The 13,947-nt window shown below is 53.2% G+C and carries 13 protein-coding genes and 5 tRNA genes; 3 read left to right on the top strand and 15 right to left on the bottom strand.

Annotated features, from left to right (window positions below; all coding sequences use genetic code 11):
* Nucleotides 1-63: 63 nt before the first annotated feature.
* The 3 genes from mprA to emrB all read left to right on the top strand — a co-directional run bounded on the left by mprA (nucleotide 64) and on the right by emrB (nucleotide 3,434).
* On the top strand, nucleotides 64-594 hold the full coding sequence (gene mprA, locus LZ634_RS06020; protein WP_234503071.1) for a transcriptional repressor MprA: 531 nt from the start codon (nucleotides 64-66) through the stop codon (nucleotides 592-594).
* Nucleotides 595-706: 112 nt separating this feature from the next.
* The gene (emrA, locus tag LZ634_RS06015; protein WP_234503068.1) at nucleotides 707-1,879 is read left to right on the top strand and encodes a multidrug efflux MFS transporter periplasmic adaptor subunit EmrA; all 1,173 of its coding nucleotides are present in this window, start codon (nucleotides 707-709) and stop codon (nucleotides 1,877-1,879) included.
* A 16-nt stretch (nucleotides 1,880-1,895) separates the two neighbouring features.
* Entirely contained in the window at nucleotides 1,896-3,434 is a 1,539-nt protein-coding gene (emrB, locus tag LZ634_RS06010; RefSeq protein WP_234503065.1) for a multidrug efflux MFS transporter permease subunit EmrB, read from the top strand.
* A gap of 169 nt (nucleotides 3,435-3,603) precedes the next feature.
* Here emrB and luxS read toward each other — a convergent pair whose 3' ends face one another.
* From luxS to pncC, 15 genes are all read right to left on the bottom strand, one after another.
* Nucleotides 3,604-4,119, bottom strand: a complete 516-nt coding sequence (gene luxS / locus LZ634_RS06005; protein WP_234503063.1) for an S-ribosylhomocysteine lyase — start codon at nucleotides 4,117-4,119, stop codon at nucleotides 3,604-3,606.
* Between the two features lie 259 nt (nucleotides 4,120-4,378).
* Complete coding sequence (gene gshA, locus LZ634_RS06000) at nucleotides 4,379-5,923, bottom strand: glutamate--cysteine ligase (protein WP_234503060.1); 1,545 nt, start codon at nucleotides 5,921-5,923, stop codon at nucleotides 4,379-4,381.
* An 81-nt stretch (nucleotides 5,924-6,004) separates the two neighbouring features.
* Nucleotides 6,005-6,433 (bottom strand): YqaA family protein, encoded by a 429-nt coding sequence (locus LZ634_RS05995; protein ID WP_061284467.1) that lies wholly within the window; start codon nucleotides 6,431-6,433, stop codon nucleotides 6,005-6,007.
* Nucleotides 6,430-6,996, bottom strand: a complete 567-nt coding sequence (gene yqaB, locus LZ634_RS05990) for a fructose-1-phosphate/6-phosphogluconate phosphatase (protein ID WP_234503151.1) — start codon at nucleotides 6,994-6,996, stop codon at nucleotides 6,430-6,432. The genes LZ634_RS05995 and yqaB overlap by 4 nt, the downstream gene beginning before the upstream one ends.
* A gap of 121 nt (nucleotides 6,997-7,117) precedes the next feature.
* Nucleotides 7,118-7,432: a BON domain-containing protein gene (locus LZ634_RS05985; protein ID WP_234503055.1), complete on the bottom strand. Its 315-nt coding sequence runs from the start codon at nucleotides 7,430-7,432 to the stop codon at nucleotides 7,118-7,120.
* A 156-nt stretch (nucleotides 7,433-7,588) separates the two neighbouring features.
* Nucleotides 7,589-7,665 (bottom strand) — tRNA-Arg (locus LZ634_RS05980).
* 59 nt (nucleotides 7,666-7,724) lie between these two features.
* Nucleotides 7,725-7,801, bottom strand: a tRNA-Arg gene (locus LZ634_RS05975).
* A gap of 60 nt (nucleotides 7,802-7,861) precedes the next feature.
* Nucleotides 7,862-7,938: transfer RNA gene (locus LZ634_RS05970), tRNA-Arg, on the bottom strand.
* Nucleotides 7,939-7,999: 61 nt separating this feature from the next.
* A tRNA-Arg gene (locus LZ634_RS05965) sits at nucleotides 8,000-8,076 on the bottom strand.
* A gap of 3 nt (nucleotides 8,077-8,079) precedes the next feature.
* Nucleotides 8,080-8,172, bottom strand: a tRNA-Ser gene (locus LZ634_RS05960).
* 349 nt (nucleotides 8,173-8,521) lie between these two features.
* Nucleotides 8,522-8,707, bottom strand: coding sequence for a carbon storage regulator CsrA (csrA, locus tag LZ634_RS05955; protein WP_000906486.1), 186 nt, complete (start codon nucleotides 8,705-8,707; stop codon nucleotides 8,522-8,524).
* 241 nt (nucleotides 8,708-8,948) lie between these two features.
* Nucleotides 8,949-11,576, bottom strand: a complete 2,628-nt coding sequence (gene alaS, locus LZ634_RS05950) for an alanine--tRNA ligase (protein WP_234503052.1) — start codon at nucleotides 11,574-11,576, stop codon at nucleotides 8,949-8,951.
* A 129-nt stretch (nucleotides 11,577-11,705) separates the two neighbouring features.
* Nucleotides 11,706-12,206 (bottom strand): recombination regulator RecX, encoded by a 501-nt coding sequence (gene recX, locus LZ634_RS05945; RefSeq protein ID WP_234503049.1) that lies wholly within the window; start codon nucleotides 12,204-12,206, stop codon nucleotides 11,706-11,708.
* A gap of 70 nt (nucleotides 12,207-12,276) precedes the next feature.
* Nucleotides 12,277-13,335: a recombinase RecA gene (gene recA, locus LZ634_RS05940; RefSeq protein WP_234503046.1), complete on the bottom strand. Its 1,059-nt coding sequence runs from the start codon at nucleotides 13,333-13,335 to the stop codon at nucleotides 12,277-12,279.
* 80 nt (nucleotides 13,336-13,415) lie between these two features.
* Nucleotides 13,416-13,913 carry a nicotinamide-nucleotide amidase gene (gene pncC / locus LZ634_RS05935; RefSeq protein WP_234503044.1) on the bottom strand — a complete coding sequence of 166 codons (498 nt, stop codon included), beginning with the start codon at nucleotides 13,911-13,913 and terminating at the stop codon, nucleotides 13,416-13,418.
* Nucleotides 13,914-13,947: the final 34 nt, after the last annotated feature.

Genomic DNA, 13,947 nt, shown 5'->3' with positions numbered 1-13,947 from the left:
TTCATTTACTTTATTTGTCACTCTCGTTACTATATCGACTGTAACTAATGAGGTAATGCCCAGATGGATAGTTCGTTTACGCCCATTGAACAAATGCTAAAATTCCGCGCCAGCCGCAGCGAAGATTTTCCGTTCCAGGAAATTCTGCTGACCCGTCTTTGCATGCACATGCAAGGCAAACTGCTGGATAATCGCAATAAGATGCTGAAAGCACAGGGGATTAACGAGACGTTGTTTATGGCGCTAATCACGCTGGAGTCTCAAGAAAATCACAGTATTCAGCCCTCCGAACTCAGCTGCGCGCTGGGCTCATCGCGTACTAATGCCACCCGCATTGCCGATGAGCTGGAAAAACGTGGCTGGATCGAACGCCGCGAAAGCGACAATGACCGCCGCTGTCTGCATCTGCAGCTCACCGACAAAGGTCGTGAGTTCCTGAACGAGGTTCTGCCTCCTCAGCATAACTGCCTGCATCAGCTTTGGTCGTCATTAAGCCACGCAGAGAAAGACCAGCTCGAACATATCACCCGCAAACTTCTTACCCGTCTGGACCAGATGGAAGAGGATGGCACAGTGCTTGACGCCCTGCGCTGATACTACCGCGATAAAAACGAAAACAAACAGGCCAGCAGATAATCCCTGCTGGCTTTTTACGGTAAACAAGTCGGCTTAAGCCGATATAAATAATAAGAATGTGGAGAATCACATGAGCGCAAATGCGGAGACTCAAGCCCCGCAGCAACCCGCCAACAAGAAAGGCAAGCGTAATCGCATCCTCATCTTGTTGACCTTGCTCTTTGTTATTATTGGCATTATCTATGGCAGCTACTGGTTTTTAGTCTTGCGTCACTTCGAGGAAACCGATGATGCATACGTGGCTGGCAACCAGGTTCAAATCATGTCGCAGGTATCCGGTAGCGTCACCAAAGTCTGGGCCGATAACACCGACTACATCCAACAAGGCGACGTGCTGGTGACTCTGGACCAGACCGATGCTCAACAGGCTTTCGAAAAAGCACAGACCACGCTGGCCTCCAGCGTACGTCAGATGCGCCAGCTGATGATCAACAACAAGCAGCTGCAGGCTAACATCGAAATTCGTAAAACCACGCTGTCGCAGGCGCAGACCGACCTTAATCGTCGTATTCCGCTGGGCAGTGCCAACCTGATTGGCCGCGAAGAACTGCAGCACGCCAGAGACGCCGTCACCAGCGCTCAGGCAGCGCTGAACGTCGCGGTTCAGCAGTACAACGCCAACCAGGCGATGATTCTCGGCTCCACGCTGGAAGAGCAGCCTACCGTTCGCCAGGCGGCGACCGACGTGCGTAACGCATGGCTTGCGCTGCAGCGTACCAAAATCGTCAGCCCGATGAGCGGCTACGTTTCCCGTCGTTCCGTGCAGCCAGGTGCGCAGATTAGCCCAACCACCCCGCTGATGGCCGTTGTGCCAGCAAGCAACCTGTGGGTTGATGCTAACTTTAAAGAGACGCAGCTTGCGCACATGCGGATTGGCCAGCCGGTGACCGTCATCAGTGATATTTACGGCGATGATGTGAAGTACACCGGTAAAGTGGTCGGTCTGGACATGGGTACCGGTAGCGCCTTCTCCCTGCTGCCGGCGCAAAACGCCACCGGTAACTGGATCAAAGTCGTCCAGCGTCTGCCGGTGCGTATTGAACTGGATGCCAACCAGCTGGCGAAACACCCGCTGCGTATTGGCCTGTCGACATTGGTTAAAGTGGACACCTCCAACCGTGAAGGGCAGATGCTGGCTAACCAGATCCGCACCAGCCCGGTATACGAAAGCAATGCGCGTGAAATCAGCCTCGAACCGGTGAACAAGCTGATTAACGACATCGTCCAGGCCAACGCCAACTAATGCTGGGGTGCGCGTAATGCAACCGCAAAAACCGCTAGAAGGCGCGCAGCTGGTCATTATGACCATTGCGCTGTCGCTTGCGACATTCATGCAGGTGCTTGACTCCACCATCGCCAACGTGGCTATCCCCACGATTGCCGGGAACCTTGGCTCGTCATTGAGCCAGGGGACATGGGTTATTACCTCATTCGGGGTGGCCAACGCCATCTCGATCCCGATTACTGGCTGGCTGGCGAAGCGCGTCGGTGAGGTCAGACTTTTCATGTGGTCAACCGTCGCCTTCGTCATCGCGTCGTGGGCGTGCGGGATGTCCAACAGCCTCAGCATGCTCATCTTCTTCCGCGTCATCCAGGGGATTGTCGCCGGGCCGCTGATTCCGCTGTCGCAGAGTCTGCTACTGAGCAACTACCCACCGGCCAAGCGCTCTATTGCGCTGGCGCTGTGGTCGATGACGGTGATTGTGGCACCGATTTGCGGGCCAATCCTCGGTGGCTTTATCAGCGATAACTACCACTGGGGCTGGATCTTCTTCATCAACGTGCCTATCGGTGCTCTGGTGGTGTTATTGAGCCTTCAGAGCCTGCGTGGACGCGAAACGCGAACCGAGCAGCGTCGTATCGACGGCATCGGCCTGGCGCTATTGGTGCTGGGGATCGGTAGCCTTCAGGTCATGCTCGACCAGGGGAAAGAGCTCGACTGGTTTAACTCAACCGAGATAATCGTACTGACCGTGGTGGCGGTCGTCTCGCTAAGTTTCCTGATTGTCTGGGAACTCACCGACGACAACCCGATAGTCGATCTCTCGCTGTTTAAATCGCGAAACTTTACCATCGGCTGTTTGTGTATCAGTCTGGCCTACATGCTCTACTTCGGTGCCATTGTTCTGCTACCGCAGCTATTGCAGGAGGTCTACGGCTATACCGCCACGTGGGCAGGTCTGGCGTCTGCGCCGGTTGGGATAATCCCCGTCATCCTGTCGCCGATTATCGGCCGCTTTGCCCATAAGCTGGATATGCGCCGTTTGGTAACGTTCAGTTTTATCATGTATGCCGTCTGTTTCTACTGGCGTGCTTATACCTTCGAGCCGGGGATGGACTTCGGCGCGTCGGCGTGGCCGCAGTTTATTCAGGGCTTCGCCGTTGCGTGCTTCTTCATGCCGTTGACCACTATCACGCTCTCCGGGCTACCGCCTGAGCGTCTGGCGGCCGCATCGAGCCTGTCTAACTTTACGCGTACGCTGGCAGGCTCTATCGGCACATCGATAACCACCACGCTGTGGACCAACCGCGAGGCTATGCACCACGCGCAGCTCACGGAATCCGTGACGCCGTTCAACCCTAATGCTCAGCAGATGTACGATCAGCTGCAAAGCATGGGGATGACGCAGCAGCAGGCTTCCGGCTGGATAGCCCAGCAGATAACCAATCAGGGGCTGATTGTTTCTGCCAACGAGATCTTCTGGATTTCGGCAGGGATCTTCCTGGTGCTGTTGGGGCTGGTGTGGTTTGCCAAGCCGCCGTTCGGTGCCGGGGGTGGTGGCGGAGGCGCTCACTAACGAAAAGCCAGCTCAAACGAGCTGGCTTTTTTTATGACTTCAGCCAAAAATCTGTGGCCAACGCCTCCATCGGCAATCAATGCCCGCCCCTTCGCGTCATCCGTACACATCGCCAATAATAAAAAAACCCGGGGAAAGCCCCGGGTTTTATCTGTCTCTGGTTGAGAAACTAGATGTGCAGTTCCTGCAGCGTCTCTTTTGGCAGCGCCAGTTCATCATTGCTGTTGATGCGTACACCGCGGTCAATAATGTGACGAGCAATGTCCTGCGCTTCGCTCAGCGAGTGCATTTGGTAGGTGCCACACTGATAAACGTTCAGTTCAGGGATCTGGTTTTGATCCTTCACTTTCAGGACATCGGCCATAGCCGCTTTCCAGGCATCCGCGACGCGTTGCTCTTCCGGCGTGCCAATCAGGCTCATGTAGAAGCCAGTACGGCAACCCATCGGCGAGATATCGATAATTTCAACGCCGTTACCGTTCAGATGGTCACGCATGAAACCTGCAAACAGGTGCTCAAGAGTGTGGATGCCTTTTTCCGGCATCACTTCCTGGTTTGGTATGCAAAAACGCAGGTCAAAAACCGTGATTGCGTCGCCGTGCGGGGTATTCATCTTCTTCGCCACGCGAACGGCTGGGGCTTCCATACGGGTATGATCGACTGTGAAGCTATCTAACAACGGCATTTCGTAACCTCCGATATCACCTTCATGCTCCCGAACGTTGCACTTTTTTCTATCAAGTTATAAACACAACTCATTGAGTAGAATCAACTTTATGCAATACGTCTCGTTCTGCTTCAGGATAATGTGATTTTTTTTAAAATAAACTGAACTCTTTGTTCCAATGCCAGTCTTAGTATATGAAAGACGCGCATTTGTTATCATCATCCCTGATTTAGAGATGTATATTTTGGCCACAGTGATGTGGCCTTTTTCTTTTGTATCAAGCGTGTCTCGCCAGCAGCGCTTCAAACGATTCGCTATCCGCTGCTTCAATCTGACGCTGACGCTCTCTGGACGCATCACGCTCTTTCGCGAAATCCTCTTCACTCAGCACTTCTAACGGCTCTTCACGCAGCATCGTGCGGTACTGTTCCGCCAGCGCTTTACCGGTACCACCAATTCCACTCTCAAGCATAGAACGCAGAATGCGCGCGGAGAAGGTTAAATCTGGGTTATCAAAGCTGGCCACCAGTTCATCACAGACTTTTTGATACTCAGTACCGCCGTTCATGCCGTCCAGCGTCTGTGCAACGCGTTTAAGGTCATGGAACAGGTCTTTACCAACTTTGGTCAGCGGGAACTGCGCGGTTTCACAACCAATGCCCAGCGTCAGACCCGGTTTACGCCCTTCCAGAATCACGCGATTCCAGTTGGTACGGGTACACAGCAGTTCATCGCTGCTCATTTCCGGCGCATCGGCCAGCACGCACCACACCATAAACAGGTCCAGGAAGCGGATCTGTTGTTCGTCAACGCCAATCGGCGAGAACGGGTTGATGTCGAGCGAGCGCACTTCGATGTACTCGATGCCGCCGCGCAGCAGCGCATCAGATGGTGTTTCGCCGTCGCGGGTTACGCGTTTTGGACGAATCGGCGCATACAGCTCATTCTCAATTTGCAGAATGTTGCTGTTGATCTGCAGATGCTTACCGTCTTTCTCAAGACCAATGCGCGCATACTCTTCCGACGGTGTTTTAATGGCCCGCTTCAATCCTGCCACATATTCATGCAATTCGTTAAACGTAATTCCGAGATTGCTTTGCGACTTATTGGTATAACCCAGGTCGCTCAGGCGCAGCGAGGTTGCGTAAGGCAGGTAGTACATGCCGCAGTCGGTTTTTTCAAACGGCAGCGTCGTCGGTTTGCCCTGCAGGAATGAAGAGCAAATAGCCGGGGAGGCACCGAACAGATACGGAATAACCCAGCCGAAGCGATAATAGTTACGAATCAGACGGAAATAGCCCGCAGAAATCGCCTCTTTATCGTGCACGCCGCATTTCGCCTGCCAGAATGCCATCGGCAGCGAGAAGTTATAGTGAACGCCAGAAATCGTCTGCATCAACGCACCGTAGCGGTTTTTAAGCCCTTCACGGTACAGCGTTTTCAAACGCCCAACGTTAGAGGTACCGTACTGCGCCAGTTCGATATCCTGACCCGGTGCGATATAGCACGGCATGCTCAGCGGCCACATACGCTCATCACCTAGCTGCCGTGCGGTATAGCGGTGCACGTCGCGCAATAGCGTCAGCATGTGGTCAATATCGCCATCAACAGGAGTAATAAACTCCAGCAGCGCTTCGGCAAAGTCCGTGGTTATCCATTTGTGGGTCAGCGTGGAGCCTAACGCCTCCGGATGACCGGTTGTTGCCAATGAGCCATCGGCATTAACACGAAGAGTTTCACGCTCAAGACCGCGCTGGATCCCTTGAAGAGCCTGAGGATGTTTTTCCAGCCAGGACAGCGCCTGTGATACGTCCGGGATCAAATTGACCTCCCGCCTGTCGAATTCATTTTATTAAGCATAATTGTCTTCGCGGAGATGGGGACTCGTCCACCAACCCTCCAATTAGTGCCACCACGTCATGCCCTGGAGCGTCAACGCCGCCACAACGACGTAGCGTAACGCTTTACCAAGGCATAAAAAAAAGAGTACCGGTCCCCAGGAAATGCGCATCCACCCTGCCAGCAGGCACAGCAAATCGCCAATGACTGGCATCCAGCTCAACAGTAGCGTAGCCGCGCCGTAACGACGTAGCCAGCCAACTGCCTTTTCCTGCCAACGCGATGTTTTGCGTAATGGGAAAAAACGACCAAGAATAACGTTAGTTGCCCCGCCAAGGCTATTACCCATTGTTGCTATTGCTACTAAAAGCCAAGGTTTACTGGCCCCGGAAAGCAACAATGCAACCAATACCGCTTCAGAGTTTCCTGGCAGCAGCGTCGCACTGAGAAAGCTGCTTGCAAACAGCGACCCCAGCGCCAGAAGTTCATTCACAGCAGACGCACGTCAACGGCATCCATCCCCGCCGCAGCGGCTGCCTGAAGGCCAAAATCAGCGTCTTCAAATACCACGCAGCGTTCTGGCGCCACGCCCATACGTTCAGCACACAGTAAGAAGGTATCCGGTGCAGGTTTATGCTGCTTGACGTGATCGGCCGCAACGACGGCCGCGAAATAGTGGCGCAAGCCTAAATGAGCCAGCAGAGCCTCAGCAATCGCACTTTCACTCCCCGTCCCTACCGACATCGGGCGGCGACCGTGCCAGGCTTTTACCACCTCAATCAGCGGTAAAGGCGTAACGGAATCCAGCAGCATCTCTTTAACGGCCTGCGTTTTTTCTCGCGCGAGAAGATGGGGATCCAGATCTGCCTCATGGCTCTCAATAATAGCCTGCGCAATGCGCCAGGTCGGCGAGCCGTTAAGCGCCACCATGGCCTGCTCATCAAAACGCATACCGTAGCGACCCAGCACTTCTTTCCATGCCTTACGATGCGTCGGTTCGGTATCAAGGATGGTGCCATCCATATCAAAAATCAATCCAGCGTAGCGCTCGTACATCGTCTTCTCACCCATCGGATAATGTCTTGTTACTTTATCGCAAAAGGTGCGCATTGTCGCTGACAGCCATAGAGACAACAAAGGCGCCATTAGGCGCCTTTCACTTTCTGACTTTCGACAATTATTTAATTTTCATGTCGTTTTCAACGAGCCGTACGCCCTGCACCTGCCGCGTGAGCTCTACCGCACGCTTAGCATCGGTGGATGACGAAACAAAACCACTCAGCTGCACGCGGCCTTTAAAGGTCTGCACATTAATTTCGCTGGATTTAATTTCTTTGTCGCCAAACAGCGCCGTTTTCACTTTGGTGGTGATGACCGTATCATCAATGTAGCCACCGGTACTTTCCTTGGTTGACGAACCCGCGCAGCCAGACAGCGAGACAGCCACCAAAAGCGTTGCGCAAAACGCCGCCATTGCTTTGAACCATTTCATGGATTTCTCTCCTTGCAGTAATGTCGCCGAAAAATGGGCGTATACAGCGATAAATTATAGAGGAAAGAATAGGTTGCCAATGAGAAAAGTGTGAATTTAACGTTCAGAAATAAATGAGATACTGCAGAAAGGGAAGTTTTTGGGATTTTGAGAAGATGGTGCATCCAGGAGGATTCGAACCTCCGACCGCTCGGTTCGTAGCCGAGTACTCTATCCAGCTGAGCTATGGATGCATCAGATTACTGCTTTACTGCCGGTACTCTATACCGCTGACGCCGTACAAAGTAAAAGATGGTGCATCCAGGAGGATTCGAACCTCCGACCGCTCGGTTCGTAGCCGAGTACTCTATCCAGCTGAGCTATGGATGCATCAGGATTACTGCTTTACTGCCGATACTCTATACCGCTAATGCCGTACAAAGTAAAAGATGGTGCATCCAGGAGGATTCGAACCTCCGACCGCTCGGTTCGTAGCCGAGTACTCTATCCAGCTGAGCTATGGATGCATCAGGATTTACTGCTTTACTACTGATACTCTATACCGCTAATGCCGTACAAAGTAAAAGATGGTGCATCCAGGAGGATTCGAACCTCCGACCGCTCGGTTCGTAGCCGAGTACTCTATCCAGCTGAGCTATGGATGCAAATGGCGGTGAGGCGGGGATTCGAACCCCGGATGCAGCTTTTGACCGCATACTCCCTTAGCAGGGGAGCGCCTTCAGCCTCTCGGCCACCTCACCAACACGCCTCTTGCGAGTGCTTCGAGTTTCTCGTTAAGAGCTTCTCGTCGCTGCGTGGCGCACATATTACTTTCTGGGACTTATAAGTCAAACAATTTTCCGCAGATTTTTATCGATTGCACATTTCACACGCAATAAGGCGTTTAAAAAGGCAAAATGGGCGTTTTATCAACAGATAAATTGCGATTAGCGTCGTAAAACGAGATGAAGAAAAAGCGGTACAAAGAGAGATTAGCGTGACGGAAATGGCGAATAGAGAGAAAGAAGAGGAAAGAAGAGGAAAGAAGAGAGAGATTAACGCGAAAAATCTGGAGAGTTGCGTCTCACCCGCTGGGTGAGACGCGAGAACTTAGTAACTGGACTGCTGGGATTTTTCAGCCTGGATACGCTGGTAGATCTCTTCACGGTGAACGGAGACCTCTTTCGGGGCGTTTACGCCAATGCGTACCTGGTTACCCTTTACCCCTAAAACTGTCACAGTGACCTCATCTCCGATCATGAGGGTTTCACCAACTCGACGAGTCAGAATCAGCATTCTTTGCTCCTTGAAAGATTAAATGAGTCGGGTCTCTCTGTATCCCGGCATTCTCCATCATATAACGCCAAAAGGTCAGCGATGACAAACACCTTACGTGTAAGCAGTCACGGCATCACATTCTGTTAAATGTAAGTCTAGCCGATTTACATGACTTCAACCTGACTTTATCGTTATCAGTACCGCATATGCAAGGCGCCGTAACATATAACGTTAAGGCGCCCGCATGCGATTATCATTATTACAATTTAGCGCTTACCCAGCCTTTCACGCTGGCCAATGCAGCAGGGAGAGCAGACGCGTCGGTACCACCAGCTTGCGCCATATCCGGACGACCGCCCCCTTTACCGCCCACCTGCTGGGCGACCATACCAATCAGTTCCCCTGCTTTCACACGGTCGGTCACATCCTTAGACACGCCTGCAATCAGAGAAACCTTACCTTCATCAACCGTCGCCAGGACGATAATCGCAGAACCTAGCTGGTTCTTCAGATCGTCGACCATGGTACGCAGCATTTTAGGCTCAACGCCTTCAAGCGCACTCACCAGCAGATTCACACCATTGATCGTCTCAGCTTTGCTGGAAAGATTCGCACTTTCCTGGGCCGCCGCTTGCTCTTTAAGCTGCTGCAGCTCTTTTTCCAACTGACGGGTACGTTCAATCACGGTACGCACTTTTTCAGTAACGTTATGGCTATCGCCCTTCAGCAACTGAGCAATATCGCTTAAACGGTCGCTCTGCGCGTGCAGAGTCGCAATCGCGCCTTCACCCGTTACCGCTTCAATACGACGCACACCAGCCGCCGTACCGGATTCAGAAACGATGCGGAACAAACCGATATCACCGGTACGTGAAGCGTGGGTACCGCCGCACAGCTCAGTTGAGAAATCGCCCATGCTCAGTACGCGCACGTGGTCATCGTATTTCTCGCCAAACAGCGCCATAGCGCCCTTCGCTTTTGCCGCTTCGAGATCCATGATGTTGGTTTCGATTGGCAGGTTGCGACGAATCTGGGCATTGACCAGATCTTCAACCTCGCGAATTTCTTCCGCTTTCATGGCTTCGTTATGGGAGAAGTCGAAGCGCAGGATTTTGTCGTTAACCAGCGAGCCTTTCTGCGCAACGTGCGTACCCAGTACCTGGCGCAGCGCTGCGTGCATCAGGTGCGTTGCAGAGTGGTTCAGACGGATGCGAGCACGGCGTGCATCATCAACGTCTGCCTGTACCGCATCGCCAACTTTCAGCGCGCCGGTAGACAGCTTACCGAGATGACCAATAGCCTGGCCGTATTTCTGGGTGTCGCTGACCGCAAAGCTAAAGCCCGCGCCTTTCAGTTCACCCTTATCGCCCACCTGGCCGCCGGATTCTGCATAGAATGGCGTCTGGTCAAGAATAACAACCGCTTCCTGGCCCGCAGCGATAGACTCTACCGCTTTACCATCAACAAACAGCGCGGTCACTTTACCGTTCAGTTCCAGATGGTCGTAGCCTTTAAATTCAGATGTTCCGTCAACGCGAATCATTGCGTTGTAGTCAGCACCGAAACCGCTGGATTCACGCGCACGACGGCGCTGTTCTTCCATTGCCGCTTCAAAGCCAGCTTCATCAACCTTGATGTTACGCTCACGGCAAACGTCCGCCGTCAGGTCAACCGGGAAGCCGTAGGTGTCATACAGACGGAAGGCGGTTTCACCACCCAGCGTATCACCAGAAAGTTTAGACAGCTCTTCATCGAGCAGAGCCAGACCGCGCTCCAGCGTACGAGCAAACTGCTCTTCTTCCGTTTTCAGCACCTGCTCAACCTGAGCCTGCTGACGTTTCAGTTCTTCGCCGGCAGTACCCATCACTTCAATCAGTGGGCCAACCAGCTTGTAGAAGAAGGTATCTTTCGCGCCCAGCATGTTGCCGTGACGGATTGCGCGACGAATGATGCGGCGCAGCACGTAGCCACGGCTTTCGTTTGACGGCATAACACCATCGGCAATCAGGAACGCACAGGAACGAATATGATCCGCAATGACGCGCAGGGATTTATTACCCAGATCGGTAGCGCCCGTTACTTTGGCGACCGCGTCAATCAGCTTGCGGAACAGGTCGATTTCATAGTTAGAGTTAACGTGCTGCAGGACTGCGGCAATACGCTCCAGGCCCATGCCGGTATCCACGGACGGCTTCGGCAGCGGTTCCATGGTGCCGTCAGCCTGACGGTTAAACTGCATGAAGACGATGTTCCAGATCTCAATATAGCGATCGCCATCTTCTTCCGCGGTTCCCGGAGGGCCACCCCAGATGTGGTCGCCATGATCGAAGAAAATCTCGGTGCACGGGCCGCATGGACCGGTGTCACCCATCTGCCAGAAGTTATCCGATGCGAACGGCGCGCCTTTATTGTCGCCGATACGGATAATGCGCTCACGCGGGATACCAACTTCTTTTTCCCAGATTTCGTAAGCTTCGTCATCGGTTTCATACACGGTGACCCACAGACGCTCTTTCGGCAGGGCAAACCAGTTTTCACCGGTCAGCAGTTCCCATGCGTACTGGATTGCATCGTGTTTAAAGTAGTCGCCGAAGCTGAAGTTACCCAGCATTTCGAAGAAAGTGTGGTGGCGTGCGGTATAACCGACGTTTTCCAGGTCATTGTGTTTACCGCCCGCACGTACGCAACGCTGCGACGTGGTCGCGCGTGAATAGTTACGTTTGTCTAGACCGAGGAACACGTCCTTGAACTGGTTCATCCCGGCATTGGTAAACAGCAAAGTAGGGTCGTTATGCGGCACCAGGGAGCTGCTATCGACTACCTGATGGCCTTTACTATGGAAAAAGTCGAGAAACGCCTGACGGATCTCAGCGGTGCTCTTGCTCATAATTATCCTGAAATCAAGCTAAGGGATATTCGTCGCAGACGCGAGTGGCTGAAAAAACCACCTGCGCCGGACGGAAAAAGTGGGAATAAGATAAGTTTTCTTTAAAGGGAAGTAAAATCCCCAGTGCGGTCAATCAGCAAAATTTCGCCATATTTCCTGGATATCTTCCATCAGATAGCCGCGATAGAGTAAAAAGCGCTGGATTTTGACCTTTTCCGTAAAGGCGGTCGGTAGCGGGTCGCCATATTTTCGTAACGCCTGGTCGCGCGCCAGCTGCATCCAGTCAACCTCGCACTCGCGCATCGCCTGCTCAATGGCCTCACGGGCAATGCCTTTTTGCCCCAGCTCCTGGCGAATTCGTGCGGGCCCGTAGCCTTTACGGCTGCGTCCGGCCATAAACTGCTGCACAAACCGGCCATCGTCGAGATAGCGATTTTCAAAGCACCAGGCGACGACTTTTTCGACCTCTTCCGGCGGCGCATCAATCGGCTCAGGCCCGTTCTTCCCCATCACCGGGGCGGTCAGTTTGCGCCGCAGTTCCTGTTCACTATGGTCACGCATCGCCAGAATGCGGATAGCGCGATCTAATAGGCGAGCATAGGCAGAACGGCGCGGGGTAGTTTCAGTCATTCTCTTCCAGCCAATAAATGCAAAAGGGCTGCATAAGCAGCCCTTTGTTTAATTCTGATTTCTGAGATTATCAGAAGTCTTCTTTAGTTTCTTCAACGCTGTTGTTATCAACAACGAAGTCTGGCGTAGAGTCCTGGTTGTTGAGCAGCAGTTCACGCACTTTCTTCTCAATTTCTTTCGCCGCAGCCGGGTTCTCTTTGAGCCAGGAGATAGCATTCGCTTTACCCTGACCAATTTTGTCGCCGTTGTAGCTGTACCATGCGCCTGCTTTTTCAATCAACTTCTCTTTCACGCCCAGGTCTACCAGTTCGCCAAAGAAGTTGATGCCTTCGCCGTACAGAATCTGGAATTCAGCCTGTTTGAACGGTGCTGCAATTTTGTTCTTCACAACCTTCACGCGGGTTTCGCTGCCGACGACGTTGTCGCCCTCTTTCACCGCACCGATACGACGGATATCCAGACGAACGGAAGCGTAGAATTTCAGCGCATTACCACCGGTGGTGGTTTCCGGGTTACCGAACATCACGCCGATTTTCATACGGATCTGGTTGATGAAGATCAGCAGCGTGTTGGACTGCTTCAGGTTCCCGGCCAGCTTACGCATTGCCTGACTCATCATACGTGCCGCAAGGCCCATGTGAGAGTCGCCGATTTCGCCTTCGATTTCAGCTTTTGGCGTCAGCGCCGCTACGGAGTCGACCACGATAACGTCTACTGCACCTGAACGCGCCAGAGCGTCACAGATTTCCAGAGCCTGTTCGCCGGTATCTGGCTGAGAACACAGCAGGTTGTCGATATCAACGCCCAGCTTGCGAGCATAAACCGGGTCCAGCGCGTGTTCAGCATCGATGAATGCACAGGTTTTACCTTCGCGCTGTGCTGCAGCGATAACCTGCAGCGTCAGGGTGGTTTTACCGGAGGATTCTGGCCCGTAAATTTCGACGATACGACCCATTGGCAGGCCGCCTGCGCCCAGCGCGATATCCAGTGAAAGCGAACCAGTGGAGATTGTTTCCACATCCATGGAGCGGTCTTCACCCAGACGCATGATGGAGCCTTTACCGAATTGCTTTTCGATCTGGCCCAGCGCTGCCGCCAACGCTTTCTGTTTGTTTTCGTCGATAGCCATTATTACTCCTGTCATACCGGGTGTTACCGGATAGTGAATTCTGTTCTGTTGAGGCAATTATACTGTATGGTCATACAGTATCAAGTGTTTTGTAGAAATTGTTGCCAGAGAAGATTTAGCGCATAAGCCGTTGCCTGTCGGCGCACCGATTCCCGGTCGCCAGAGAAGCATTCGCGCTGAGTAACGCCCTGCCCGTTAGCGCTGGCGACGCCAAACCACACGGTTCCCACCGGCTTTTCTGCGCTGCCGCCATCAGGCCCGGCAATACCGCTTACGGATACCGCGTAGTCGGCGCGCGCTGCACGCAGCGCACCAATTGCCATCTCAACCACCACCGGCTCGCTGACCGCGCCGTGCTGCAAAAGCGTCACCTCTCGCACGCCAATCATCTGCGATTTGGCTTCATTACTGTAGGTCACAAAGCCGCGTTCAAACCACGCGGAGCTACCGGCAATATCGGTGATCGTTTTGGCAATCCAGCCGCCGGTGCAGGACTCTGCGGTGGTCATCGTTGCCCCGCGCGCTTTAAGCGCCAGGCCAACCTGCTCGCTCAGCTGCATTAATTCGGAATCTGTCATTATCGCTCCGCTTTCGCCAGATAAAGAGGCCATC

This window comes from Kluyvera intermedia (assembly GCF_021440345.1).
Lineage (GTDB): Bacteria > Pseudomonadota > Gammaproteobacteria > Enterobacterales > Enterobacteriaceae > Kluyvera > Kluyvera intermedia_A.
This window is presented reverse-complemented; position numbering and strand designations above follow the sequence as displayed.